Annotated in this window: 23 protein-coding genes and 1 pseudogene; 17 read left to right on the top strand and 7 right to left on the bottom strand. The window is 50.7% G+C overall.

Features of this window, described 5'->3' with window-relative positions; genetic code table 11:
* Positions 1-235: 235 nt before the first annotated feature.
* From QNN86_RS21130 to silR, 4 genes are all read right to left on the bottom strand, one after another.
* Entirely contained in the window at positions 236-586 is a 351-nt protein-coding gene (locus QNN86_RS21130; RefSeq protein WP_000694954.1) for a DUF305 domain-containing protein, read from the bottom strand.
* 142 nt (positions 587-728) lie between these two features.
* Positions 729-1,160, bottom strand: a complete 432-nt coding sequence (silE, locus tag QNN86_RS21125; RefSeq protein ID WP_000790483.1) for a silver-binding protein SilE — start codon at positions 1,158-1,160, stop codon at positions 729-731.
* 250 nt (positions 1,161-1,410) lie between these two features.
* Positions 1,411-2,886, bottom strand: a complete 1,476-nt coding sequence (gene silS / locus QNN86_RS21120) for a copper/silver sensor histidine kinase SilS (RefSeq protein ID WP_032433718.1) — start codon at positions 2,884-2,886, stop codon at positions 1,411-1,413.
* Positions 2,879-3,559 carry a copper/silver response regulator transcription factor SilR gene (gene silR, locus QNN86_RS21115; protein WP_015572045.1) on the bottom strand — a complete coding sequence of 227 codons (681 nt, stop codon included), beginning with the start codon at positions 3,557-3,559 and terminating at the stop codon, positions 2,879-2,881. The genes silS and silR overlap by 8 nt, the downstream gene beginning before the upstream one ends.
* 189 nt (positions 3,560-3,748) lie before the next feature.
* On the opposite strand from silR, the gene silC reads away from it, so the two are divergent.
* From silC to QNN86_RS21080, 7 genes are all read left to right on the top strand, one after another.
* Entirely contained in the window at positions 3,749-5,134 is a 1,386-nt protein-coding gene (gene silC / locus QNN86_RS21110; RefSeq protein ID WP_049042644.1) for a Cu(+)/Ag(+) efflux RND transporter outer membrane channel SilC, read from the top strand.
* Positions 5,135-5,162: 28 nt separating this feature from the next.
* The gene (gene cusF / locus QNN86_RS21105) at positions 5,163-5,516 is read left to right on the top strand and encodes a cation efflux system protein CusF (RefSeq protein WP_008786772.1); all 354 of its coding nucleotides are present in this window, start codon (positions 5,163-5,165) and stop codon (positions 5,514-5,516) included.
* 113 nt (positions 5,517-5,629) lie between these two features.
* Positions 5,630-6,922: a Cu(+)/Ag(+) efflux RND transporter periplasmic adaptor subunit SilB gene (silB, locus tag QNN86_RS21100; protein WP_000157620.1), complete on the top strand. Its 1,293-nt coding sequence runs from the start codon at positions 5,630-5,632 to the stop codon at positions 6,920-6,922.
* A gap of 10 nt (positions 6,923-6,932) precedes the next feature.
* On the top strand, positions 6,933-10,079 hold the full coding sequence (silA, locus tag QNN86_RS21095) for a Cu(+)/Ag(+) efflux RND transporter permease subunit SilA (protein WP_000574029.1): 3,147 nt from the start codon (positions 6,933-6,935) through the stop codon (positions 10,077-10,079).
* Positions 10,080-10,165: 86 nt separating this feature from the next.
* Positions 10,166-10,606: a DUF411 domain-containing protein gene (locus QNN86_RS21090; RefSeq protein WP_009654300.1), complete on the top strand. Its 441-nt coding sequence runs from the start codon at positions 10,166-10,168 to the stop codon at positions 10,604-10,606.
* Between the two features lie 126 nt (positions 10,607-10,732).
* Positions 10,733-13,180, top strand: a complete 2,448-nt coding sequence (gene silP / locus QNN86_RS21085) for an Ag(+)-translocating P-type ATPase SilP (RefSeq protein WP_049042645.1) — start codon at positions 10,733-10,735, stop codon at positions 13,178-13,180.
* Between the two features lie 40 nt (positions 13,181-13,220).
* Positions 13,221-13,418, top strand: coding sequence for a DUF2933 domain-containing protein (locus QNN86_RS21080; protein WP_004388331.1), 198 nt, complete (start codon positions 13,221-13,223; stop codon positions 13,416-13,418).
* Positions 13,419-13,451: 33 nt separating this feature from the next.
* On the opposite strand, the gene QNN86_RS21075 is transcribed toward QNN86_RS21080, so the two are convergent.
* Positions 13,452-14,189 (bottom strand): peptidoglycan DD-metalloendopeptidase family protein, encoded by a 738-nt coding sequence (locus QNN86_RS21075; RefSeq protein WP_004388332.1) that lies wholly within the window; start codon positions 14,187-14,189, stop codon positions 13,452-13,454.
* Positions 14,190-14,477: 288 nt separating this feature from the next.
* The gene (locus QNN86_RS21070) at positions 14,478-14,927 is read right to left on the bottom strand and encodes a copper resistance protein (protein ID WP_001023257.1); all 450 of its coding nucleotides are present in this window, start codon (positions 14,925-14,927) and stop codon (positions 14,478-14,480) included.
* Positions 14,928-15,161: 234 nt separating this feature from the next.
* On the opposite strand from QNN86_RS21070, the gene pcoA reads away from it, so the two are divergent.
* From pcoA to QNN86_RS21020, 10 genes and pseudogenes are all read left to right on the top strand, one after another.
* Positions 15,162-16,979 (top strand): multicopper oxidase PcoA, encoded by a 1,818-nt coding sequence (gene pcoA / locus QNN86_RS21065; protein ID WP_000925242.1) that lies wholly within the window; start codon positions 15,162-15,164, stop codon positions 16,977-16,979.
* A gap of 5 nt (positions 16,980-16,984) precedes the next feature.
* Positions 16,985-17,875: a copper resistance outer membrane transporter PcoB gene (pcoB, locus tag QNN86_RS21060; RefSeq protein ID WP_001378118.1), complete on the top strand. Its 891-nt coding sequence runs from the start codon at positions 16,985-16,987 to the stop codon at positions 17,873-17,875.
* 39 nt (positions 17,876-17,914) lie between these two features.
* Positions 17,915-18,295, top strand: a complete 381-nt coding sequence (gene pcoC, locus QNN86_RS21055) for a copper resistance system metallochaperone PcoC (RefSeq protein ID WP_000025662.1) — start codon at positions 17,915-17,917, stop codon at positions 18,293-18,295.
* A 55-nt stretch (positions 18,296-18,350) separates the two neighbouring features.
* Complete coding sequence (gene pcoD / locus QNN86_RS21050; protein ID WP_229692861.1) at positions 18,351-19,229, top strand: copper resistance inner membrane protein PcoD; 879 nt, start codon at positions 18,351-18,353, stop codon at positions 19,227-19,229.
* Positions 19,230-19,283: 54 nt separating this feature from the next.
* Positions 19,284-19,964 (top strand): copper response regulator transcription factor PcoR, encoded by a 681-nt coding sequence (gene pcoR / locus QNN86_RS21045; RefSeq protein WP_001188930.1) that lies wholly within the window; start codon positions 19,284-19,286, stop codon positions 19,962-19,964.
* Positions 19,961-21,361, top strand: coding sequence for a copper resistance membrane spanning protein PcoS (gene pcoS / locus QNN86_RS21040; RefSeq protein WP_049042647.1), 1,401 nt, complete (start codon positions 19,961-19,963; stop codon positions 21,359-21,361). Before pcoR ends, pcoS begins: the two co-directional genes overlap by 4 nt.
* Before the next feature lie 215 nt (positions 21,362-21,576).
* Positions 21,577-22,011: a copper resistance system metallochaperone PcoE gene (gene pcoE, locus QNN86_RS21035; RefSeq protein WP_004388336.1), complete on the top strand. Its 435-nt coding sequence runs from the start codon at positions 21,577-21,579 to the stop codon at positions 22,009-22,011.
* 229 nt (positions 22,012-22,240) lie between these two features.
* The gene (tnpA, locus tag QNN86_RS21030; protein ID WP_003031976.1) at positions 22,241-22,645 is read left to right on the top strand and encodes an IS66-like element accessory protein TnpA; all 405 of its coding nucleotides are present in this window, start codon (positions 22,241-22,243) and stop codon (positions 22,643-22,645) included.
* Complete coding sequence (gene tnpB / locus QNN86_RS21025; RefSeq protein ID WP_021563201.1) at positions 22,642-22,989, top strand: IS66 family insertion sequence element accessory protein TnpB; 348 nt, start codon at positions 22,642-22,644, stop codon at positions 22,987-22,989. Before tnpA ends, tnpB begins: the two co-directional genes overlap by 4 nt.
* A gap of 48 nt (positions 22,990-23,037) precedes the next feature.
* Positions 23,038-24,575 (top strand): annotated as a pseudogene (locus tag QNN86_RS21020) (IS66-like element ISKpn24 family transposase).
* 159 nt (positions 24,576-24,734) lie between these two features.
* Here the strand turns inward: QNN86_RS21020 and arsC are convergent.
* Entirely contained in the window at positions 24,735-25,160 is a 426-nt protein-coding gene (gene arsC / locus QNN86_RS21015; RefSeq protein ID WP_031591991.1) for a glutaredoxin-dependent arsenate reductase, read from the bottom strand.
* Between the last annotated feature and the right edge of the window lie 12 nt (positions 25,161-25,172).

The raw sequence follows: 25,172 nt of genomic DNA, 5'->3' as shown, positions 1-25,172 counted from the left end.
CATGACGGAATGCAGGAAAGGATTGAGCTGGTTGAGATCCTGAGCGATATTGTTGCCATGACGAGATAATGTGTAAAAATTATCGCAGCTGCATATATTCCGGTCCACAGCAAAGGACCGGAGTATAGTATATAAAAAACCCGAAATTAATCGGGTTTTAATTATTTAACGTTTAACAGGCTCCCGTGCCCGAGAGTGAATTAAAATTACGCTTATTATGGCTTTTTTGCAATCTTTATTTTTGACTGCCAAGCCATTTATTCATCTGCTCGATTTCACCTTTCTGAGCTTTAATGATGTCCTGCGCAAGCTTTCTCATTTCGGGATCTTTTCCGTATTTGAGCTCGGTCTCAGCCATTGCGATTGCCCCTTCATGGTGTGCGATCATACCTTTTGCAAAGGCCTTATCGGGATTGGATTCATTAACGGCGGCCATCATTTTTTCATGCATATTTTTCATGCCAGCCATATATTCCTGTGATGATGCCGATGAGTGCATATCTGACATTTTCATTTCCGAATGTTCAGCAGAAATGGCTGGCAGGGATAACATTAATATTACAAAAAGGGTGTTTTTGATTTTCATATAATAATTCCTTTCAGACAGGTACCGGTTAAGTGTAGCTGAGTCAGACAAAAAAGCCCCCTGACGGGGGCAAAAATGTAGCAACGTTGTTTCAGGAAAATCTATCAGGGAAAAGGTAACAGCACGGATACTACCGTCGCATTCAGCCTGCATTGATCATGCGGCGGTGCGCTTCGGCCATGGCCTGATGTGGGCCGGATTGCCCGTTATTCATGAATTCATGGGCAACCGCTGCTCTTTCATGCTCATTCATCGCCGCGTAAGACGTTGACGGGACGGTCGTGGATACCGTGTTATTTCCCATCATCTTCTGATGACTTTCCACCATTTTCTGGTGCGCATCCGCCGAGCCGTTCGTCATGGTTTCATGAGCAATAATGGCCTGTTCATGCTGGTCCATACCGGTCATACGAGGAGCAGTCCCCTGGATCCCGACAGGAGCCGCAGCAGACTGCATCTGGTGAGCAGGAGCCTGTGCATTGTTGACGCGATCATGGATATTCACGGTTTCAGTGGCCCAGGCCGATGAAATTAAACCAAAGCCCAGCAAAGATGCTAATACGATATTTTTCATGATAACTCTCCATTTCTGAATTAGTGATGTCCGGGGAAGTACAACCGGTGTTTTCAGTTCCATAACTGAAACAAGTTCGGCAGCGTTTATTTCTCCGGAAGAGGGCTGGATATTCATTTCCTGGCGTACTCTGACGCCGGGTATTGATGAAGCAATCCAGCCTTCCTGATAAGTTGCACTAATTATATCGAATGGCTTCTGTTTGCTGCATGACAGGCTAATGACATCTTTGTCATTTACATCTTTATTTTCAGCATTGGGTTTCCGGGATCATTTTCTCCAGTCTGGGCACGGATAAGATAAAACGCGTGGAGCGTACGTCTGATTCCACCTGCACTCTTCCGTGATGTGCTTCCACGATTGACTTCACAATCGCAAGGCCGATGCCGCTGCCTTCTCCTTTTCGTTGTCTGGATGGATCCACCCGATAAAAACGGTCAAACAGCCTTGATAAATGTTCTTCAGGGATCGGTTTCCCTGGATTTTCAATCACAAGGTCAAAAAAGCTCTCCTGCTTTCTTATTGAGACGGTGATGGCCTGTCCCTCCGGGGTATAACGCAGGGCATTGGATAACAGATTATTGATCGCTCTTCTGAACATTTGTGGATCTCCCTCAACCAGGCAGGGCATCCCGTTAAATTTGAGCGTGATATTGCGTTCTTCGGCCCAGGCTTCGAAAAACTCGAAGACTTTCATGACTTCTGCTCTGAGGTCAAAACGGACCCTGTCAGGTATAAGCTGGTTATTGTCCGCCTGTGCCAGAAACAGCATGTCGCTGACCATTTTGGTCATCCGGTTATACTCTTCAAGACTGGAGTAGAGGACATCCTCAAGTTCCTTCTGGGTTCGATCCTGACTCAGTGCGATTTCAGTCTGCGTCACCAGATTGGTGATGGGCGTTCTGATCTCATGCGCGATATCGGCAGAGAAATTGGCCTGGCGGGTAAAGACGTCCTCAATCTTTCCAATCATATGATTGAACGAGATAACCAGTTGCTCCAGCTCAATGGGAACGCGTGTCGGTTCCAGCCGCGCATCAAGATTCTCGGAGGTGATGTTTTTAATGGCATTGCTGACATTACGAAGGGGCAGGTGCCCCTGACGGACAGCGATGCGAATGATCAGAACAATCAGCAGGCTTATCACGACGGCGATCGCAATCAGATTTTTTTTCAGCGCATCGAGGTAATGGAGATGGAAATTAATGGAGAGGCCAGTCAGCATGACATAATTCTGCTGTTTGCCCTGAAATATCGCCTGGCCAGAGGAGGCGATAATCCGGTATGTTTCCATCTTCATTTCAGACCCGGTATCCATCGGTCTCGCAGGATCCTCCACCGTCCAGAGAAAGACATCCCGTGCGCGGCTGTGCTCGCTAAAATCTGCGGAATTCACGGCCGGGTGTAGTGCCGCCCCCTGCGCTGAACTAAAGAGCACTTCCCCCCTGGGATTGAGGAGCAAAAGGGCAACGTTGCGGTAGCTGGCAATCGACTCCTTTATTTTGCTTACTTTTTTTTCATCCGGATCCACCGGGGACTGCAGTATACGGTTCAGGGTAGTGCTGATTTGTTGAAGATCGCTGACATCCTGCTCGGCAAAATGATTTTCAACAGAATGCAGCATAAACCAGGTGAAGGCGATAAAAGCCAGTATCGTGGACAGGCTGATAAAAAAGGTCAGCCGCAGCGCGAGCGAGAACGGGCGTCTGGACGGTTTGCTATGCATCCGGGACCTCCAGCATGTAGCCCACGCCCCGGACTGTCTGGATCAGCTTTGTCCCGTAATCGTTGTCTATTTTCGCGCGAAGTCGCTTTACGGCGACATCAATCGCGTTAGTGTCGCTGTCAAAATTCATGTCCCAGACCTGAGAGGCAATCAGGGAGCGGGGTAGCACTTCACCCTGATGGCGAATGAAAAATTCCAGCAGGCTGAACTCTTTACTGGTGAGCACAATGCGGTTTCCGGCGCGACTGACTTTTCTGGAGACGAGATCAACCGAGAGGTCAGCCACCTTAAACTGACTTTCCGTGATCAGCGTGTTTCCCCGCCTCAGTAGGGTCCTTACCCGGGCGAGCAGTTCGGCAAACGCAAAGGGTTTAACCAGATAATCGTCCGCACCCAGTTCCAGTCCTTTGACCCTGTGTTCGATCGTGCCGAGGGCCGTCAGTAGTAAGACCGGCATACCCTTTCCGGCAGTGCGCAGCATGCGGATGATATCCCAGCCGTTCACATCAGGCAGCATGATGTCCAGAATGACTAAATCATACTCGGCTGTCATGGCGAGATGATATCCGGTAAGACCATTATCAGCGTGATCCACTACGAACCCTGCCTCTGTAAGCCCTTTGCTGAGATATTCACCTGTTTTAATTTCGTCTTCGACGATCAATATTTTCATCTTGCTCCCCGTCTGGCTGCTAATGTCATTCTATTGCGCACACGATCGTAATCAACGAATTACCGTAAAAATGACAACATTGTCATTATTCTGTCACCCGACAAACAGAGTGCATTCTGTAAAGTAACCCTGGTAATACTCTGAACTTCATTTGAACCATTTACCAGGTCTGCCTGGACGAGAAGCGTTATGTTCAAATTAAAATTACTCAGCATCAGCACGATATTCATCCTGGCTGGTTGTGTCTCTCTGGCACCTGAATATCAGCGCCCGGCAGCACCGGTACCCCAGCAGTTTTCACTGTCCCGAAACAGCCTGACGCCAGCAGTGAATGGTTATCAGGATACGGGCTGGCGTAACTTTTTTGTCGATCCCCAGGTTACCCGGCTGATCGGGGAAGCCCTTGCTAATAACCGTAATTTGAGAATGGCTGCCCTGAAGGTTGAAGAGGCCCGGGCCCAGTTCAACGTCACGGATGCAGATCGTTATCCCCAGCTGAATGCCTCATCCGGGATCACCTACAGCGGTGGTCTGAAAGGCGACAAGCCGACCACACAGAAGTACGACGCGGGTCTGGAACTCCGCTATGAGCTCGATTTTTTCGGCAAGCTCAAGAACATGAGTGACGCTGATCGCCAGAACTACTTTGCCAGCGAAGAAGCCCGTCGGGCTGTACATATCCTGCTGGTCTCCAGCGTTTCACAAAGCTATTTCAGCCAGCAACTGGCGTATGAACAACTCCGTATCGCGCGGGAAACGCTGAAAAATTACGAACAGTCCTATGCTTTCGTTGAGCAACAGCTCGTGACCGGGAGTACGAATGTGCTGGCGCTTGAACAGGCCAGGGGACAAATCGAAAGTACCCGCGCTGAGATAGCCAAACGAGAAGGCGATCTGGCTCAGGCAAACAATGCCCTGCAACTGGTGCTGGGAACGTACCGTGCACTGCCGCCAGAAAAAGGGATGAAAGGCGGTGAGATCGCGCCAGTTAAACTGCCATCAAACCTGTCGTCACAAATTTTGCTGCAGCGACCGGATATTATGGAGGCGGAATACCAGCTGAAAGCGGCTGATGCGAATATTGGCGCAGCGCGGGCGGCCTTTTTCCCGTCCATTACCCTGACCAGTGGCCTTTCCGCAAGCAGTACGGAGCTGTCCAGCCTGTTTACGTCAGGAAGTGGAATGTGGAATTTTATCCCTAAAATTGAAATTCCTATATTTAATGCTGGCAGGAATAAAGCCAATCTGAAGCTGGCTGAAATTCGCCAGCAACAGTCGGTGGTTAATTACGAACAAAAAATTCAGTCAGCCTTTAAGGATGTTTCCGACACGCTTGCGCTGCGCGACAGCCTTAGCCAGCAACTTGAGTCACAGCAGCGTTATCTTGATTCACTTCAGATAACTCTCCAGCGTGCCAGAGGATTATATTCCAGTGGTGCTGTCAGTTACATTGAAGTGCTGGATGCAGAGCGTTCTCTCTTCGCTACGCAGCAAACCATTCTCGATCTTACCTATTCCCGGCAGGTTAACGAAATTAATCTGTTTACCGCACTGGGTGGCGGTTGGGTAGAGTAAATTTATTTCATTAATCAGGAAATTTAAAATGCGTAATTCACTTAAAGCCGTTTTATTTGGTGCCTTCTCTGTCATGTTTTCTGCCGGTCTTCATGCTGAAACACATCAGCATGGCGATATGAATACTGCCAGTGATGCTTCGGTACAGCAGGTTATCAAGGGCACCGGTGTCGTTAAAGAAATTGATATAAATAGTAAAAAGATCACCATTTCGCACGAAGCAATCCCTGCGGTGGGCTGGCCTGCAATGACCATGCGCTTCACTTTTGTTAATGCAGACGACGCTATCAATGCCCTGAAAACCGGCAACCATGTCGATTTCTCGTTTATTCAGCAGGGTAATATTTCTTTACTTAAAAGCATTAACGTGACGCAGTCCTGATTGGCTGTCCGGAGCGATTACATCCTGTGCGCCTGTACATTCACATAGGTATATGTGTGAGTTAACCGTCAGGCGCATATGCCAGGTGTTTTGATTTTTTAGCGGAAAATTGTATGGCTTCTTTAAAGATAAAATATGCTGCAATAATTATCAGCAGCCTCATAGCAGGGGGGCTGATATCGGTTACTGCCTGGCAGTATGTAAACTCAGCACAAAAGACAGAAAAAACAGAACAAAAGGCACCGGAACGAAAGGTGCTTTTCTGGTATGACCCAATGAAACCGGATACCAAATTTGATAAACCCGGAAAATCGCCCTTTATGGATATGGACCTGGTGCCAAAATATGCTGATGACAGTGGCGATAAAAGCAGTGGCGGGATCCGTATCGACCCAACCCAGGTTCAGAATCTGGGATTAAAAACGCAAAAAGTCACGCGAGGAATGCTGAATTATTCTCAGACAATCCCGGCTAATGTCAGCTATAACGAGTATCAGTTTGTTATTGTGCAGGCGCGTTCTGACGGGTTTGTCGAAAAAGTCTACCCCATGACGATTGGCGATCATGTGAAGAAGGGGACGCCACTTATCGATATTACCATTCCGGACTGGGTGGAAGCACAGAGTGAATTCCTTCTGTTATCCAGCACCGGTGGTACTTCCACGCAAATTAAAGGCGTTCTGGAACGGCTTCGCCTGGCAGGTATGCCGGAAGAGGATATTCAGAGACTGCGTTCTACCCGGAGCATTCAGACCCGTTTTACCATTAAAGCACCTATTGATGGTGTCATTACTGCATTTGACCTGCGCACCGGCATGAATATTTCGAAAGATAAGGTGGTGGCTCAGATTCAGGGGATGGACCCGGTCTGGATCAGCGCTGCAGTGCCAGAATCTATCGCCTATCTGCTGAAAGATACGTCGCAGTTTGAAATTTCGGTACCGGCTTATCCGGATAAAACATTCCATGTCGAAAAATGGAACATTCTTCCCAGCGTGGATCAGACAACCCGTACGCTTCAGGTCCGTCTCCAAGTTTCTAATAAGGATGAGTTTCTCAAACCGGGCATGAATGCCTATCTCAAACTGAATACCAGAAGCCAGGAGATGCTGCTGATACCAAGCCAGGCCGTTATCGATACCGGCAAAGAACAGCGCGTGATTACTGTTGATGATGAAGGCAAGTTTGTGCCGAAACAGATCCACGTTCTGCATGAGTCACAGCAACAGTCCGGCATCGGCTCCGGCCTGAATGAAGGCGATACCGTGGTGGTCAGTGGCCTGTTCCTCATTGACTCTGAAGCCAATATTACGGGCGCACTGGAACGTATGCGCCACCCTGAAAAAACAGAAAGCAGTATGCCAGCAATGTCTGACCAGCCTGTAAATATGCATTCAGGGCACTGAGGAGACGACGATGATTGAATGGATTATCCGGCGCTCTGTCGCCAACCGTTTCCTGGTCATGATGGGGGCCCTGTTTCTCAGCATCTGGGGCACATGGACGATTATTAACACGCCTGTCGATGCCTTGCCTGACCTGTCAGATGTGCAGGTCATTATCAAAACCAGCTATCCCGGCCAGGCCCCGCAGATTGTAGAAAACCAGGTCACCTATCCACTTACCACCACCATGCTGTCCGTGCCTGGCGCAAAAACCGTGCGTGGTTTTTCACAGTTCGGTGATTCGTATGTGTATGTCATTTTTGAAGACGGCACCGATCTGTACTGGGCCCGTTCCCGCGTGCTGGAGTACCTGAACCAGGTACAGGGAAAACTGCCCGCCGGTGTGAGTTCTGAAATCGGTCCGGACGCCACGGGGGTGGGCTGGATATTTGAATATGCCCTTGTCGATCGCAGCGGAAAACACGACCTTTCAGAACTGCGTTCTCTGCAGGACTGGTTCCTGAAATTTGAGCTGAAAACCATCCCGAACGTGGCTGAGGTCGCTTCGGTTGGCGGCGTGGTGAAACAGTACCAGATTCAGGTCAATCCGGTAAAACTGTCTCAGTATGGTATCAGCCTGCCCGAAGTGAAACAGGCCCTTGAATCGTCTAACCAGGAGGCCGGTGGCTCATCCGTTGAAATGGCCGAAGCTGAGTATATGGTCCGTGCCAGCGGTTATCTTCAGAGCATTGATGATTTTAATAACATCGTCCTGAAAACAGGCGAGAACGGCGTGCCGGTTTATCTGCGGGATGTTGCCCGCGTGCAGACCGGGCCTGAAATGCGGCGTGGTATTGCCGAGCTGAACGGCCAGGGCGAAGTCGCTGGCGGCGTGGTGATCCTGCGGTCGGGTAAAAATGCACGCGACGTTATCACGGCAGTGAGGGATAAACTTGAGACGCTGAAGGCCAGCCTGCCGGAAGGCGTTGAAATCGTGACCACCTACGATCGCAGCCAGCTCATCGACCGGGCGATTGATAACCTCAGTTCCAAACTTCTGGAAGAGTTTATCGTGGTGGCCATCGTCTGTGCCCTGTTCCTGTGGCACGTACGTTCTGCCCTGGTGGCGATTATCTCTCTGCCGCTTGGTCTGTGTATCGCCTTTATCGTCATGCACTTCCAGGGACTGAACGCCAATATCATGTCGCTGGGAGGGATAGCGATTGCCGTCGGTGCGATGGTGGATGCCGCCATTGTGATGATTGAGAATGCGCATAAGCGGCTTGAGGAGTGGGATCATCAGCATCCGGGTGAGCAGATTGACAACGCCACCCGCTGGAAGGTGATTACCGATGCCTCCGTTGAAGTGGGACCCGCACTGTTTATCAGCCTGCTGATCATCACCCTGTCCTTTATTCCTATCTTTACCCTGGAAGGTCAGGAAGGACGTCTGTTTGGCCCGCTGGCATTCACGAAAACGTACTCCATGGCGGGCGCGGCCGCGCTGGCCATCATCGTCATTCCGATTCTGATGGGATTCTGGATCCGGGGGAAAATTCCTGCAGAGACCAGTAACCCCCTGAACCGGGTACTGATCAAAGCGTATCATCCATTGCTGTTGCGGGTTCTCCACTGGCCAAAAACAACCCTGCTGGTTGCGGCCTTGTCCATTTTCACCGTTATCTGGCCGCTGAGCCAGGTGGGCGGTGAGTTTCTGCCGAAGATTAACGAGGGCGACCTGTTGTATATGCCGTCGACCCTGCCGGGTGTCTCTCCGGCTGAAGCTGCAGCGCTCCTGCAGACGACGGACAAGTTAATCAAAAGCGTTCCTGAAGTGGCCTCTGTATTTGGCAAGACCGGTAAAGCAGAGACCGCCACGGATTCCGCACCGCTCGAAATGGTTGAAACCACGATCCAGCTCAAACCAGAGGATCAGTGGCGTCCAGGCATGACGATTGACAAGATTATTGAAGAACTCGACAGGACCGTCCGTTTACCGGGGCTGGCAAACCTCTGGGTGCCGCCAATCCGTAACCGTATTGATATGCTCTCAACCGGGATCAAAAGCCCGATAGGTATCAAGGTGTCCGGAACGGTTCTGTCCGATATCGATGCAACGGCGCAGAGTATCGAAGCGGTCGCCAAAACCGTACCCGGCGTAGTGTCTGCTCTCGCAGAGCGACTGGAAGGCGGGCGCTACATTGATGTGGATATCAACCGGGAAAAAGCCTCCCGCTACGGAATGACGGTGGGCGATGTGCAGCTGTTCATCTCATCAGCCATCGGCGGCGCGACGGTAGGGGAAACGGTTGAAGGCGTGGCCCGGTACCCGATTAATATCCGCTATCCGCAGGATTACCGGAACAGCCCGCAGGCCCTGAAACAGATGCCGATCCTGACCCCGATGAAGCAGCAGATCACGCTGGGCGATGTTGCGGATATTAAGGTCGTTTCCGGGCCGACTATGCTGAAAACGGAAAATGCCCGTCCAGCCAGCTGGATTTACATTGACGCGCGCGGCAGGGATATGGTGTCGGTGGTTAATGACATTAAAACGGCGATCAGTCAGAAAGTGAAACTGAGACCGGGTACCAGCGTGTCATTCTCCGGACAGTTTGAACTGCTTGAGCATGCCAACAAGAAACTGAAGCTGATGGTGCCGATGACGGTGATGATCATCTTCATCCTGTTGTATCTGGCATTCCGCCGGGTTGATGAAGCCCTGCTGATCCTGATGAGCCTGCCGTTCGCCCTGGTTGGCGGGATATGGTTCCTGTACTGGCAGGGCTTCCATATGTCTGTCGCAACCGGAACGGGGTTTATCGCTCTGGCCGGGGTGGCAGCAGAGTTTGGCGTGGTCATGCTGATGTATCTGCGTCATGCCATTGAAGCGCACCCGGAATTGTCCCGTAAAGAGACGTTCACACCGGAAGGTCTTGATGAAGCCCTCTATCATGGTGCCGTGCTGCGTGTCCGGCCGAAAGCCATGACCGTGGCGGTGATCATTGCGGGTCTGCTGCCAATACTCTGGGGAACCGGTGCAGGTTCAGAAGTCATGAGCCGTATCGCGGCACCCATGATTGGTGGGATGATCACGGCTCCGCTGCTGTCCCTGTTCATAATTCCTGCCGCCTACAAATTAATCTGGCTGCGCAGACATAAAAAAAGCGTGTCATAACCCTGTAAGGGCATCCTCTGTGGGTGCCCTTCTGTACTGATTCATCCTGACGTCAGGGGTTATATCGATAATATACAGAGGTGAGTATGAAAAAAGTGGTCCTGGTGGCCCTGGCTCTCGGCCTTTCACTGCCCGCAATGGCGAGTGAAAAAGTGATTGATATGTACAAATCTGAAAACTGTGGCTGTTGTTCCCTGTGGGGCAAGGCGATGGAAAAAGACGGGTTTGAAGTACGAACTCACGTCATGAATGATCAGGCGCTGTCAGCCCTGAAAGAAAAGCATGCTATTCCTGCAGGACTACGAAGTTGTCATACCGCGGTTGCCGGTAATTTGATCATTGAAGGCCATGTGCCTGCGACAACGATACATAAGGCAATGCAGTCTGGTTCGGGTATATACGGTCTCGCCACCCCCGGTATGCCAGCAGGAAGTCCTGGAATGGAGATGGGAGCCCGAAAAGAGGCTTACGATGTTATCGCATTCTCACCGGATGGAAGTAAAAAAGTCTTCCAGCGAATCGAATAGTCAGCGGAACGGCTGATAACGGGACGCCGGTAGCAGGCACTCCTGTGCCGGCGATATTCGTGGTAATCGCATCCATGACATACCCTGAAGACAGAAGATGCTTCGGTATGCATAAGGAGAGTTACTGTGAAAAATGACAATGCAGTGCAACACAACAACCAGACTGCTTCTGAGCAGACATTATCCCCGGACGAGGGCCACGTATTGCATAAGGTGAGAGATCCCGTGTGCGGGATGGCCATCCTGCCCGACAGGGCGCACAGCAGCATTCGATACCAGGACCATCAACTTTATTTCTGCTCCGCCAGCTGTGAGAGTAAATTTAAAGCCCATCCCGATCGTTATCTTACCGAAGATGCCAGTGAACATTCCCATCACCATCACCACGATCATCACGAAGTCAGCCCTGATCAGATAAAACAGCCTCACCACCAGGCGGAGAAAGAGAATTCTGAAGGTGTGTGGACATGTCCGATGCACCCGGAGATACGCCGCAGTGGTCCCGGAAGCTGTCCTGTCTGTGGAATGGCACTGGAGCCGCTCGTAGCTACGGCATCCACGGGGCCAAGTGATGAACTTCGCGACATGACAAGACGCTTCTGGCTGGGGTTGTTGCTGGCGTTTCCGGTTCTGGTACTCGAAATGGGATCTCATCTGTTTCCCGCCTTGAGGAATACGGTACCGCCACAGTACAACACATGGCTGCAGCTGCTTCTGGCCTCTCCTGTCGTGTTGTGGTGTGGCTGGCCATTCTTCGCCCGGGCCGGAATGTCGTTACGTAACCGCTCCCTGAATATGTTTACCCTTGTTGCAATGGGCACCGGCGTAGCCTGGGTGTACAGCGTCATTGCAACCGTCTTCCCCTCCTGGTTTCCTGCATCGTTCAGAAACATGGATGGCCTGGTGGCCGTTTATTTTGAAGCCGCAGCAGTTATTACGGTGCTTGTTCTGCTGGGACAGGTTCTTGAGCTGCGGGCACGGGAACAAACCTCAGGTGCCATTACTGCACTACTGAATCTTGCCCCCAAAACCGCCAGGCGGCTGGATCATGACGGTCATGAAACGGATATTAATGCGGAAGATGTTCTGCCTGGCGATAAGCTCCGCATCAGACCAGGAGAGAGTATTCCGGTCGACGGTATTGTGATCGAAGGCAAAACAACCGTTGATGAATCGATGGTGACCGGGGAATCTATGCCGGTTACCAAAACGGAGGGTGACCCTGTCATCGGGGGGACCATTAATCAGACAGGGAGTCTCATCATCCGTGCAGAGAAAGTCGGTGATGAAACAATGCTCTCACGAATTGTTCAGATGGTCGCTGATGCACAGCGTTCGCGTGCCCCCATCCAGAGAATGGCTGACAGCGTTTCAGGCTGGTTTGTTCCTCTGGTGATACTTATCGCGGTTGTTGCTTTCGTGATCTGGTCTGTCTGGGGGCCCGAGCCCAGGATGGCGCACGGTCTCATTGCGGCTGTGTCGGTCCTGATTATTGCCTGTCCCTGCGCGCTGGGGCTGGCCACGCCGATGTCGATAATGGTGGGGGTGGGCAAAGGAGCCCAGGCCGGGGTGTTAATCAGGAATGCCGAAGCCCTTGAGCGTCTTGAAAAAGTGGACACGCTGGTTGTCGACAAAACAGGCACGCTCACGGAAGGTTCGCCTACGGTGACAGGGATTATCAGTCTCAATCCGGGTGGGGAAACATCTCTTTTGCGTGTAACAGCCGCAGTGGAAAAAGGCTCGCAGCATCCGCTGGGTATGGCAGTAGTTAAAGCAGCACAGGAAAAGGGGATCGCAATACCCGCAGTCACTCATTTCGATGCACCGTCGGGTAAAGGTGTCTCAGGCGATGTCGAAGGTCAACGGGTTGTTATTGGTAATGAACTGGCTATGCAGGAAAACAGTATCGTTATTGATAATCAAAAGGCCGTTGCGGATACGTTGCGGATGGAAGGCGCTACCGTTATCTATGTGGCCACAGACGGGGACCTTGCAGGCCTGATAGCTATCTCGGATCCCGTGAAAACAACCACGCCGGATGCGCTTAAAGCTTTGCGTCAGGCGGGGATCCGCATTGTTATGCTCACCGGGGATAACCAGCTTACTGCTGAAGCAGTCGCACGGAAACTGGGAATAGATGAGGTTGAAGCCGGAATTCTGCCGGATGGCAAAAAAGCAGTGATAACCCGACTGAAAGCGTCTGGCCATGTGGTTGCGATGGCCGGAGACGGTGTGAATGATGCCCCGGCGCTGGCAGCGGCTGACGTGGGTATAGCCATGGGAACGGGTACAGATGTGGCAATTGAAAGTGCCGGAGTCACCCTTCTCAAAGGCGACTTGATGATACTGAACAGGGCCCGTCATCTGTCAGAAATCACCATGAAAAATATCCGACAGAATCTGTTTTTTGCATTTATCTACAACGCACTTGGCGTGCCTGTGGCTGCAGGTCTGCTTTATCCTGTGTATGGAATACTGCTGTCGCCAGTTATTGCGGCGGCGGCCATGGCTCTTTCCTCCGTCAGCGTCATTGTGAATGCGTTGCGTCTGAAAAGTGTCAGGCTCGGGAAATAACCCTGAGTGAAGGGTCAGTTACGAACAGAAGGAGTCCGGTATGAAAAGTACCACCTATGCGCTTATTGCTGTCGCCGCGATTGCGGCATTTGCTCTCCTGCGCGAACACTGGTCACATGTGGCAGGCTACTGGCCATATCTGTTACTGCTGCTTTGTCCGCTCATGCATCTTTTCCACGGTCACGGGGGGCATGGAGATCATCAACATCACGGAAGTGAAAACGATAAAAAAAATTAATCCGGCAGACGGGACCGCGTCGCGGTCCCGTTATCAGTCCAGGTATCGTTCGTAGTCTCTGGCATGCGCAAAGGCATGCTGTTCGAGTTTGTTATCAGCGGGTGCCGCCGTCCGGAACGCCAGTGAGTTAACAGGATTGTTATTGATGACCAGCTCGTAATGCAGATGAGGACCGGATGAACGTCCGCTGTTACCGGATAACGCAATAGCGTCTCCCCGGGTAACCCTGGCCCCTTTAGTAACGAGTATTTTATTGAGGTGGAGATAGCGAGTTTTAACACCGGCTTTTCCCGTTACTTCAACAAAATATCCCATGGTACTGTTGTATTCGGCCCGGGTGATTTTTCCGTCGATGACGCTGACTATTTTCGTGTTCATGGGCATGGAATAATCAATGCCATTATGGGGACTCACTTTTCCCGATACCGGGTTAAGTCTTGCAGGATTGAAAGGCGAACTGAGTCTTGCTGTGGCCGGTAACGGATAATCGAGACTGCCTTTCCCGGAAGTATCGGAAAGGTTATAGAACTTTTTATCTGATATACGATACGCCGTGTAATTAAATGAACCGGACGTAAATTTATAGGCCACGACACGTGATTTTCCCGCTTTCTTTTGCAGTACGAGTTTTAATGATTCATTTTTTTTCAAATGCCGCAGATTAAACCGGGAAGGCAAGGAGCGCTGAAGAGTAGCGATCTCGTTCGATTCCAGCCCCGAGCGGGTGGCTGAAAGGTAGGCATTTTCTTTTACGACATCGGTAGAATACATTTACTGGAATTCGCCGTTAGCATGAACACTGCGGCGTATGCTAGGGGTTTTCAGGAGGCGTGTCATCTGTCAGTTAATCGGGAGCACCGTTGATGGTCGTCATTTTTGTAACATATCTTGTTTCCCGTTTGCTCCTGAAGCTCTGGGAACTGTATGACCAGCCCGACGGTGATGATTAACGGGACTGAAACAGGTTACGGCAGAGCAATATGGGGCTCATGTCCTGCTACGTAACCCGTCAGTAAAGCCCTGCTGCGCACCTGACGCTAAGCACTAACCCGCCTGCAGTTACCTGGTCGAATACAGCCCGCGAAGCTTTCTTGCCTGCGTCTGATGTGCTTCCGCACCGGCATTATTGACCTGCTCATGCACGAGAGCGGCTTTTTCTCCGGCATTCAGTTCGTTAAAAGAAGAAGACGAGGTCTTTGAATTTGCATCACTGCCGGACAGCATTTTTTTATGTTCCTCAATCATTTTCTGATGCGCATAGGACGCGCTGTTGTTCATAAATGAATGAGCAACAATGGCCCTTTCATGTTCATTCATTTCAGAGAATGAGGGCGTGTTGTTTTTATTAACCCTGTCCGGTAAATTTTCATGCGTCGAGGAATTCACATGACTGACGGCTGAGGCATTATTAACAAATCGATGTGCTTCATGGGCAATATCACTGGACTGAGCAAAAGCTGCCCCACAAAATAAAGCTGTAAACGCAGTGGTCGTGATTAATATATTCATGTGTAATTACCTTCTGAGGTACATAAAAGATGTCCTTATGATCATATATAAAAATAATCAACCTGTGGGGAAGATGACGTAAATGTAATACAGCTATGTACATTACACGATTGTAATGAATTTGTTTCTTAAGGTGTGCTAGATTCATTTCATTGTAAGTGGATGAACCAGTAATTTAATTTAAATCGGTTCTCGAATTCTGTCAGTAACCATACTTTAAATAAGGGAATGCGCATGCTGTTGAAAACGTCTCGACGAACTTTCCTGAAGGGGTTAACCCTCTCTGGCGTAGCCGGAAGTCTTGGCGTATGGAGTTTCAATGCGCGTTCCAGTCTGAGCCTGCCAGTTGCCGCATCCCTGCAGGGTACTCAGTTTGACCTGACCATTGGTGAAACGGCCGTCAATATCACGGGCAGTGAGCGTCAGGCCAAAACAATCAATGGAGGCCTGCCGGGGCCCGTTCTTCGCTGGAAAGAAGGTGACACCATTACCCTGAAGGTCAAAAACCGTCTTAATGAACAGACGTCCATTCACTGGCACGGCATTATTCTTCCGGCCAATATGGATGGTGTTCCGGGGCTGAGTTTTATGGGCATAGAGCCTGATGATACCTACGTTTACACCTTTAAGGTTAAGCAGAACGGGACTTACTGGTACCACAGCCATTCCGGTCTGCAGGAACAGGAGGGGGTATACGGTGCCATTATCATCGATGCCAGGGAGCCAGAACCGTTTGCTTACGATCGTGAGCATGTGGTCATGTTGTCTGACTGGACCGATGAAAATCCTCACAGCCTGCTGAAAAAATTAAAAAAACAGTCGGATTACTACAATTTCAATAAACCAACCGTTGGCTCTTTTTTCCGCGACGTGAATACCAGGGGGCTGTCAGCCACCATTGCCGATCGGAAAATGTGGGCTGAAATGAAAATGAATCCGACTGACCTCGCGGATGTCAGTGGCTACACCTACACCTATCTCATGAACGGGCAGGCCCCGCTGAAAAACTGGACCGGACTGTTCCGTCCCGGTGAAAAGATACGCTTACGGTTTATCAACGGCTCGGCAATGACCTATTTCGATATCCGTATCCCCGGGCTGAAAATGACGGTCGTGGCTGCAGATGGCCAGTATGTAAACCCGGTTACCGTTGACGAATTCAGGATTGCCGTTGCCGAAACCTATGATGTCATTGTGGAGCCTCAGGGTGAGGCCTATACCATCTTCGCACAATCCATGGACAGGACCGGTTACGCTCGAGGGACACTGGCCACGAGAGAGGGGTTAAGTGCTGCCGTTCCCCCCCTCGATCCCCGTCCTCTGTTGACCATGGAAGATATGGGTATGGGGGGAATGGGACATGATATGGCAGGAATGGACCACAGCCAGATGGGAGGCATGGATAACAGCGGAGAGATGATGTCTATGGACGGTGCTGACCTTCCGGATAGCGGGACATCCTCCGCGCCCATGGATCACAGCAGCATGGCCGGTATGGATCATTCCCGGATGGCCGGAATGCCGGGTATGCAAAGTCATCCTGCGTCAGAAACGGATAACCCACTGGTTGATATGCAGGCGATGAGCGTCTCTCCGAAATTAAATGATCCGGGTATTGGTCTTCGAAATAACGGAAGAAAGGTTCTCACGTACGCGGATTTGAAAAGCCGCTTTGAGGATCCTGACGGACGTGAACCTGGCCGTACCATAGAACTGCATTTAACCGGCCACATGGAAAAGTTTGCCTGGTCATTTAACGGAATCAAGTTTTCAGATGCCGCACCGGTGCTGCTGAAATACGGTGAGCGGCTCAGGATCACGCTGATCAACGATACCATGATGACTCACCCCATTCACCTGCATGGTATGTGGAGCGATCTGGAAGATGAAAACGGTAATTTCATGGTTCGTAAACACACAATAGATGTTCCCCCTGGTACAAAACGCAGTTACAGAGTGACAGCAGATGCGCTTGGCCGCTGGGCGTATCACTGCCATTTGCTCTATCACATGGAAATGGGAATGTTTCGTGAAGTCCGGGTGGAGGAATGATGCGAATGAAGAGAAATTTGAAGGCCATACCTGTTCTGGTCGCCGGTTTGTTTACCTCACAGCTTTCTATTGCGGCGGGCTCCGTCTCTGCAGATCCCCACGCCGGGCACGACATGTCTGCCATGCAGATGCCAGCAGATGAGAATTTCACTGAGATGACGTCAATGGAGCCCATTGTAACTGAGAGCAGAACGCCAATTCCGCCTGTTACCGATGCCGACCGGAAGGCTGCATTCGGCAATTTACAGGGGCATGCGATTCACGACAGTGCGATTAATTATCTGGTTCTGCTGGATCAACTGGAATGGCAACGGTCGGATAACACCAACAATTTCAGCTGGAGTGTTAACAGCTGGATTGGAGGCGACACAGATCGGATTTGGCTAAAGAGTGAAGGTGAACGAAGCAATGGGGAAACGGAGGCGGCTGAAGCGCAGTTACTCTGGGGACATGCGGTTGGCCCATGGTGGGATTTGGTTGCGGGTGTCAGGCAGGATTTCAGACCTGCTTCTGCCCGGACCTGGGCTGCTGTCGGTTTTCAGGGGCTGGCACTCTATAATTTTGAGTCTGAAATTACGGGTTTTGTCAGTAATGGCGGAAAAGCAGCCCTTCGTCTGGGAGGAGAATACGACGTTTTACTGACTAACCGGCTCATACTCCAGCCATCCTATGAGGTGAATTTCTACAGTCAGGATGATGAATCGCGGGGTCGCGGCAGGGGACTGACTGACACAGAGCTGGGGCTCCGGCTGCGCTATGAAATACGCCGTGAGTTTGCACCCTATATAGGCGTTTCCTGGAATCAACTTTACGGGAAAACATCCGATATGGCGAAAAGAGAAGGTGAGAAAGACCATCAGGTAGTATTCCTGGCGGGAGCCAGAATCTGGTTTTAACGCACTGATATAAAACACTCAACTAAACAGGTAAATAAAATGTCGATTTTAAATAAAGCCATTCTTACAGGTGGCCTCGTTATGGGCGTTGCTTTCTCTGCTATGGCCCATCCGGAATTAAAAAGCTCTGTGCCACAGGCTGATTCAGCCGTAGCGGCCCCGGAAAAGATTCAGCTTAATTTCTCGGAAAATCTGACCGTGAAATTCTCAGGTGCAAAATTAACGATGACGGGTATGAAAGGCATGTCATCACATTCTCCGATGCCGGTCGCGGCAAAAGTGGCGCCAGGCGCTGACCCTAAATCGATGGTCATTATTCCGCGAGAGCCTTTACCCGCTGGCACTTATCGTGTTGACTGGCGCGCGGTTTCTTCAGATACGCACCCTATTACCGGTAATTACACCTTTACAGTGAAGTAATATTATGAACGACCTGATTATGATTGTTATTCGTTTTCTTCTTTATCTGGATTTGATGGTAATATTTGGATTGCCATTTTTTCAGATATATGGAATAAGTGGTGTCAGACATGAAACCTATAACCTGACTAATTTCAGGTCGTTTATAACCTTTGCTGTTGTTACAGGCATCATTCTTACTGGCATTAATATGCTCCTGGTATCTAATGCCATGAGTGGAGTAACTGACCTCAGAGAATTATCCATCCATGTTATCGAGATGGTGATAGAAGAAACTGATGTGGGTATTAGCTGGATTGTCAGGCTCTGTGCCCTGTTTACCACACTCGGTGCTTTGTTCCTTTACACTAATAAGAGAGTATTGTCCTGCCTGCTGATGACGATGAGTGGGGGCGTGGCGCTGGCTACACTTGCCTGGGGAGGACACGCCGTTATGCATGACGGTCTGCATTACTATCTCCATTTACTGAGCGATCTGACCCATCTCGGCGCTGCAGGTGCCTGGACAGGTGCTCTGGTTGCATTTGCTATCCTGCTGATGCGCAGAAACGAGCATAATGCACAGAGCGTCATTGTGATATCTGACTCCCTGGCAAAATTTGCCACGGCAGGAACGGTGATTGTTGTAGCCCTGATCCTGAGTGCGCTGGTCAACTATCTGTATATTGCTGAGGGTAACTTAACTCCCTTATTCAACAGTTCCTGGGGGAGGATATTGCTTGCCAAGACGGCTCTGTTTGTTCTGATGCTTCTTCTGGCTGCAGCAAACCGGTTTCACCTGGGTCCCCGGCTTGAAGTTATGGTCAGGGAAGGGAATTATGATCGCAGCGTTGCCCTGATGCGAAACAGCATCCTGACAGAATTCGTTGTTGCGATTATCATTCTGGGCGCCGTAGCGTGGCTCGGAATGCTTGCTCCGTCTCAGGTCAGCTAGGGGACAGCCAAAGCTCATGCGTGAGATTTTTACTTTCATATCAGCGAGTTGACCATGCAGCGTATTTTAATCGTTGAAGACGAACAAAAAACAGGTCGTTACCTGCAGCAGGGACTGGTTGAGGAAGGCTATCAGGCCGATCTCTTTAATAATGGCCGCGATGGTCTCGGGGCCGCGTCGAAGGGACAGTATGATTTGATAATACTGGACGTGATGCTGCCTTTCCTCGACGGGTGGCAAATCATCAGCGCACTGAGGGAGTCCGGGCACGAAGAACCGGTCCTGTTTTTAACCGCAAAGGACAACGTGCGGGACAAAGTGAAAGGACTGGAGCTTGGCGCAGATGACTACCTGATTAAGCCCTTTGATTTTACGGAGCTGGTTGCACGTGTAAGAACCCTACTGCGCCGGGCACGCTCGCAGGCCGCAACAGTCTGCACCATCGCCGATATGACCGTTGATATGGTGCGCCGGACCGTGATCCGTTCGGGGAAGAAGATCCATCTCACCGGTAAAGAATACGTTCTGCTTGAGTTGCTGCTGCAACGCACCGGAGAAGTGTTACCCAGGAGTCTTATCTCGTCCCTGGTCTGGAACATGAATTTTGACAGTGATACGAATGTGATTGATGTCGCCGTGAGACGTCTGAGAAGTAAAATTGATGATGACTTTGAGCCAAAACTGATCCATACCGTTCGCGGTGCCGGATATGTCCTGGAGATCAGAGAAGAGTGAGGTTCAAAATTTCCCTGACCACACGCCTGAGCCTGATTTTTTCTGCGGTGATGCTTACGGTATGGTGGTTATCAAGTTTTATCCTGATTAGCACCCTTAATGGCTATTTCGATAATCAGGACCGCGATTTTCTGACAGGTAAACTTCAGCTCACCGAAGAGTTTCTTAAAACAGAGACGTTCCGGAACAAAACGGATATTAAGTCATTATCAGAAAAAATAAACGATGCGATGGTAGGGCACAATGGTTTATTCATTTCTATAAAAAACATGGAAAATGAAAAAATTGTTGAACTCTATGCCAAAAATTCTGTTGTTCCAGCGGTCCTGCTTAATAAGTCGGGTGATATTCTCGACTATATGATCCAGACGGAAGAAAATAACACCGTGTACCGCAGTATCTCGCGGCGGGTTGCCGTGACGCCGGAACAGGGTAAAAGCAAACATGTCATCATTACGGTTGCCACGGATACTGGGTATCACACCCTGTTGATGGACAAACTCAGTACCTGGCTGTTCTGGTTCAATATCGGTCTGGTCTTTATTTCTGTTTTTCTGGGCTGGCTGACCACACGTATTGGTCTGAAACCGTTACGGGAAATGACCAGTCTGGCTTCCTCCATGACTGTACACAGCCTGGATCAGCGTCTAAATCCCGATCTGGCTCCGCCGGAAATCTCTGAGACCATGCAGGAGTTCAATAATATGTTTGATCGCCTGGAGGGGGCATTCCGGAAACTGTCAGATTTCTCGTCTGACATCGCGCATGAGCTGCGCACACCAGTCAGTAATCTGATGATGCAGACGCAGTTTGCACTGGCTAAGGAAAGGGATGTTTCGCATTACCGCGAAATTTTATTCGCTAACCTGGAAGAACTGAAAAGGTTGTCACGAATGACCAGTGACATGCTTTTTCTGGCACGTTCAGAGCATGGTCTGCTGCGGCTGGATAAACATGATGTGGATCTGGCAGCCGAACTGAATGAATTACGTGAGTTGTTCGAGCCCCTGGCAGACGAAACAGGAAAGACAATCACGGTTGAAGGAGAGGGCGTTGTTGCCGGAGACAGCGATATGCTCCGACGTGCTTTCAGTAACCTGCTTTCCAATGCAATCAAGTATTCTCCCGATAACACCTGTACAGCGATACACCTTGAGCGTGACAGTGACTGTGTGAACGTGATGATTACGAATACGATGTCCGGCCAGGTTCCCGCTAATCTGGAACGTTTGTTTGACCGGTTCTATCGCGCAGACTCATCAAGGTTCTACAACACGGAAGGCGCGGGGCTGGGATTATCAATTACAAGGTCGATCATTCATGCTCACGGCGGCGAGCTGTCAGCAGAACAGCAGGGGCGGGAAATTGTGTTCAGTGTGCGTCTGTTAATGGATTAATACCGTTATTCAGGAGAAACCCGGAAGGTGACAAAAATGTCATCGTTCAGTCACGCGATAAACAGAGGCGGTTTTTTATAATCAGCCATAAATCAGGACAGCGTGATAATTCAATCGCCCGGTTCCTGGCGTGATGATCAACCAGCCCTGAGATCAAATGCTTTCTCTGTTATAAGCATTGATTGTTCGGGTATGAAAACACCGGAGACCCAACCATGAAAAAGATCCTTGTATCCTTTATTGCCATGATGGCTGTCGCTTCATCTGCCTGGGCTGCAGAGACAATGAACATGCATGACCAGGTAAATAATGCCCAGGCGCCTGCCCATCAGATGCAATCATCCGCTGAAAAAAGTGCAGTTCAGGGGGAGAGCATGAAAATGATGGATATGAGCGGTCACGATCAGGCCGCAATGTCCCATGAAATGATGCAAAACGGCAATTCTGCTGCCCATCAGGACATGGCTGAAATGCATAAAAAAATGATGAAATCCAAGCCAGCAGCTTCTAACGAAACAGCAAAATCATTTTCCGAAATGAACGAGCATGAGAAAGCCGCTGTTGTGCATGAGAAGGCGAATAATGGTCAATCTTCCGTTATTCATCAGCAGCAGGCTGAAAAGCATCGCAGCCAGATCACCCAGAATTAACCCGCAGCTCCACTTGTTAGACCCTCATTTGACGCCGAAGTCACTGGCTTACGCTCCCGTCCGGGAGCGTTTTTTTCCCATATATCAAACTTTAACTCTGAAGAGGTGGAAGTATCTGACCAACACTGTCACGTAACGCCAGATAACTGTAAGCGTCGTCTCAGCACCGTCTGGCAGATCCTGAAATTCCTGAGAGGATAATGGACACCAAATATGGTGGACGCTATCCATGAAATCATTAACCGCAGTGCGTAAAAAAAGCCCTAATTATCCCGTTGAGTTCAAAATCAAAATGGTTGAACTCTCGCATCGACCAGAGATCTCCGTAGCGCAACTCGCTCGTGAGCATGGGATCAACGATAATTTGCTGTTCAAGTGGCGCCAGTATTGGCGCGAAGGAAAACTACGTCCTCCTTCAACAACAGAAAACAACGTGCCTGAGCTGCTCCCGATAACACTTGATGCCGAAGATGTTGTCCCTGCAACCTCCCCCCGGTCACAACCTGTAGCTGCTGCGGCACCTGAATCACTCAATATCAGCTGTGAAGTGACGTTCCGGCACGGATCACTCCGTCTGAATGGTGCCATCAGCGAAAATATCCTGAACCTGCTGATACGGGAGCTCAAACGTTGATCCCATTACCATCAGGGACAAAGATCTGGCTGGTCGCTGGCATCACCGATATGAGAAACGGCTTCAACGGCCTGGCGGCAAAGGTGCAGACGATGCTGAAAGACGATCCGATGTCAGGTCACGTTTTTATCTTCCGTGGGCGTAATGGCAGTCAGGTAAAGCTCCTCTGGTCTACCGGCGATGGACTGTGTCTGCTGACCAAACGGCTGGAGCGCGGCCGCTTCGCCTGGCCGTCAGCCCGGGATGGCAAAGTGTTCCTCACACCGGCACAGCTGGCGATGCTCCTTGAAGGTATCGACTGGCGGCAGCCTAAAAGACTGCTTACGTCACTGACTATGTTGTAGGCCTCTTTATCCTGGTCGACGCTGAATGAGCCTGGTAATATACCCGGTATGAACAGCTTACTTCCTGACGATATCGATGAACTGAAACGTCTCCTTGCCGAACAGGAGGCGCTGAACCGTGCCCTTCTGGAAAAGCTGAACGAGCGTGAACGCGAAATAGATCACCTGCAGGCGCAACTGGATAAGCTGCGCCGGATGAACTTCGGCAGCCGCTCCGAAAAAGTCTCCCGCCGTATCGCGAAGATGGAAGCCGACCTTAAGCAGTTGCAGAAAGAAAGCGATACCCTTACCGGCCGGGTGGATGACCCGGCCGTGCAGCGCCCGCTGCGGCAGACCCGTACCCGCAAACCGTTCCCTGAATCACTTCCCCGTGACGAAAAACGGCTGCTGCCGGCAGCGTCATGCTGCCCGGAATGTGGTGGTGCGCTGAGTTACCTGGGTGAAGATGCCGCCGAACAGCTGGAGCTGATGCGCAGCGCCTTCCGGGTTATCCGGACAGTACGTGAAAAGCATGCCTGTACTCAGTGCGATGCCATCGTGCAGGCCCCCGCGCCTTCACGGCCCATCGAGCGGGGTATCGCAGGACCGGGGCTGCTGGCCCGCGTGCTGAGTTCAAAGTATGCAGAGCACACCCCGCTGTACCGCCAGTCTGAAATATACGGCCGCCAGGGTGTGGAGCTGAGCCGCTCACTGCTGTCGGGCTGGGTGGATGCGTGTTGCCGGCTACTGTCACCGCTGGAAGGGGCGCTTCAGGACTATGTGCTGACTGACGGTAAGCTCCATGCTGATGACACGCCTGTCCCGGTGCTGTTGCCAGGTAATAAGAAAACGAAGACCGGGCGGTTGTGGACGTACGTTCGTGACGACCGTAACGCCGGGTCAGAGCTGGCGCCGGCAGTGTGGTTCGCTTACAGCCCGGACAGAAAAGGTATCCACCCGCAGAGCCATCTCGCTGGCTTCAGCGGTGTTCTGCAGGCGGATGCGTACGCCGGGTTCAACGAACTGTACCGCAATGGACAGATAACGGAAGCTGCCTGCTGGGCTCATGCCCGCCGCAAGATCCACGATGTGCACGTTCGCACCCCGTCAGCGCTGACGGAGGAAGCCCTGAAACGGATCGGTGAGTTATATGCCATCGAGGCGGAAATAAGGGGGATGCCGGCGAAGCGACGCCTTGCAGAACGTCAGCAAAAAGCTAAACCGCGGCTGAAATCCCTGGAAAGCTGGCTGCGTGAAAAGGTGAAAACGCTGTCGCGACACTCAGAACTGGCGAAAGCGTTCACGTACGTACTGAACCAGTGGCCGGCGCTGGCTTACTATACTGACGACGGCTGGGCCGAGGCAGATAACAACATAGCTGAGAATGCGCTACGGATGGTCAGCCTGGGCCGCAAAAACTACCTGTTCTTCGGTTCGGATCATGGAGGGAGCGGGGAGCGCTGCTGTACAGCCTGATCGGGACATGCAAACTGAACGGAGTGGAGCCAGAAAGCTACCTTCGCCATGTGCTTGATGTTATAGCTGACTGGCCGATAAACCGGGTCAGCGAACTACTCCCCTGGCGCGTAGCACTGCCAACTGAATAACACATCCCCGTCAATACGGTTCTCGCTGCACGCTTACCCTGTGCAGGCATCATTCCTTTTTGCACGTGACTCATAAAAAGCAGAATAATGTCGCTATGGAAAGCATCATCAAGGGTGGCTGGCAAAGTAAAATATAAAGGGGCAAATGCCCCTTAGGATTTATTTCAGTCGTTTACCTGCATCATCAACGACTTTTTCACCATCTTCTTTGGTGAACGCGTGTTTTTGTGCATCCGGAAGAATATCCAGCACCACTTCTGAAGGACGACACAGCCGGGTCCCCAGTGGCGTCACCACAATCGGGCGGTTAATCAGAATAGGATGCTGTAACATAAAGTCGATTAACTGATCGTCAGTAAAGCGATCTTCCGCCAGCCCTAATGCTTCAAAAGGCTCGACATTCTTACGCAGCAGCGCTCGTACTGTGATCCCCATATCCGCAATAAGTTTAACCAGTTCATCGCGTGATGGTGGTGTCTCAAGATAATGAATAACGGTCGGCTCTGTACCGCTGTTACGGATCATCTCAAGCGTGTTGCGAGAGGTGCCGCAGGCTGGGTTGTGATAAATGGTAATGTTGCTCATATCAGTATCTCA

This window comes from Citrobacter sp. C348 (genome assembly GCF_047467975.1).
Taxonomy (GTDB): Bacteria; Pseudomonadota; Gammaproteobacteria; order Enterobacterales; family Enterobacteriaceae; genus Citrobacter; species Citrobacter gillenii.
Note: the sequence above shows the minus strand (reverse complement) of the source record. Positions and strands in the feature narration are given on the sequence as shown.

Bases quoted from the DNA above. Each gene is read 5' to 3' on its own strand.
- QNN86_RS21130 (WP_000694954.1), bottom strand. From the start codon at position 586: ATGAAAATCAAAAACACCCTTTTTGTAATATTAATGTTATCCCTGCCA.
- silE (WP_000790483.1), bottom strand. From the start codon at position 1,160: ATGAAAAATATCGTATTAGCATCTTTGCTGGGCTTTGGTTTAATTTCA.
- silS (WP_032433718.1), bottom strand. From the start codon at position 2,886: ATGCATAGCAAACCGTCCAGACGCCCGTTCTCGCTCGCGCTGCGGCTG.
- silR (WP_015572045.1), bottom strand. From the start codon at position 3,559: ATGAAAATATTGATCGTCGAAGACGAAATTAAAACAGGTGAATATCTC.
- silC (WP_049042644.1), top strand. From the start codon at position 3,749: ATGTTCAAATTAAAATTACTCAGCATCAGCACGATATTCATCCTGGCT.
- cusF (WP_008786772.1), top strand. From the start codon at position 5,163: ATGCGTAATTCACTTAAAGCCGTTTTATTTGGTGCCTTCTCTGTCATG.
- silB (WP_000157620.1), top strand. From the start codon at position 5,630: ATGGCTTCTTTAAAGATAAAATATGCTGCAATAATTATCAGCAGCCTC.
- silA (WP_000574029.1), top strand. From the start codon at position 6,933: ATGATTGAATGGATTATCCGGCGCTCTGTCGCCAACCGTTTCCTGGTC.
- QNN86_RS21090 (WP_009654300.1), top strand. From the start codon at position 10,166: ATGAAAAAAGTGGTCCTGGTGGCCCTGGCTCTCGGCCTTTCACTGCCC.
- QNN86_RS21080 (WP_004388331.1), top strand. From the start codon at position 13,221: ATGAAAAGTACCACCTATGCGCTTATTGCTGTCGCCGCGATTGCGGCA.
- QNN86_RS21075 (WP_004388332.1), bottom strand. From the start codon at position 14,189: ATGTATTCTACCGATGTCGTAAAAGAAAATGCCTACCTTTCAGCCACC.
- QNN86_RS21070 (WP_001023257.1), bottom strand. From the start codon at position 14,927: ATGAATATATTAATCACGACCACTGCGTTTACAGCTTTATTTTGTGGG.
- pcoA (WP_000925242.1), top strand. From the start codon at position 15,162: ATGCTGTTGAAAACGTCTCGACGAACTTTCCTGAAGGGGTTAACCCTC.
- pcoB (WP_001378118.1), top strand. From the start codon at position 16,985: ATGAAGAGAAATTTGAAGGCCATACCTGTTCTGGTCGCCGGTTTGTTT.
- pcoC (WP_000025662.1), top strand. From the start codon at position 17,915: ATGTCGATTTTAAATAAAGCCATTCTTACAGGTGGCCTCGTTATGGGC.
- pcoD (WP_229692861.1), top strand. From the start codon at position 18,351: ATGGTAATATTTGGATTGCCATTTTTTCAGATATATGGAATAAGTGGT.
- pcoR (WP_001188930.1), top strand. From the start codon at position 19,284: ATGCAGCGTATTTTAATCGTTGAAGACGAACAAAAAACAGGTCGTTAC.
- pcoE (WP_004388336.1), top strand. From the start codon at position 21,577: ATGAAAAAGATCCTTGTATCCTTTATTGCCATGATGGCTGTCGCTTCA.
- tnpA (WP_003031976.1), top strand. From the start codon at position 22,241: ATGAAATCATTAACCGCAGTGCGTAAAAAAAGCCCTAATTATCCCGTT.
- arsC (WP_031591991.1), bottom strand. From the start codon at position 25,160: ATGAGCAACATTACCATTTATCACAACCCAGCCTGCGGCACCTCTCGC.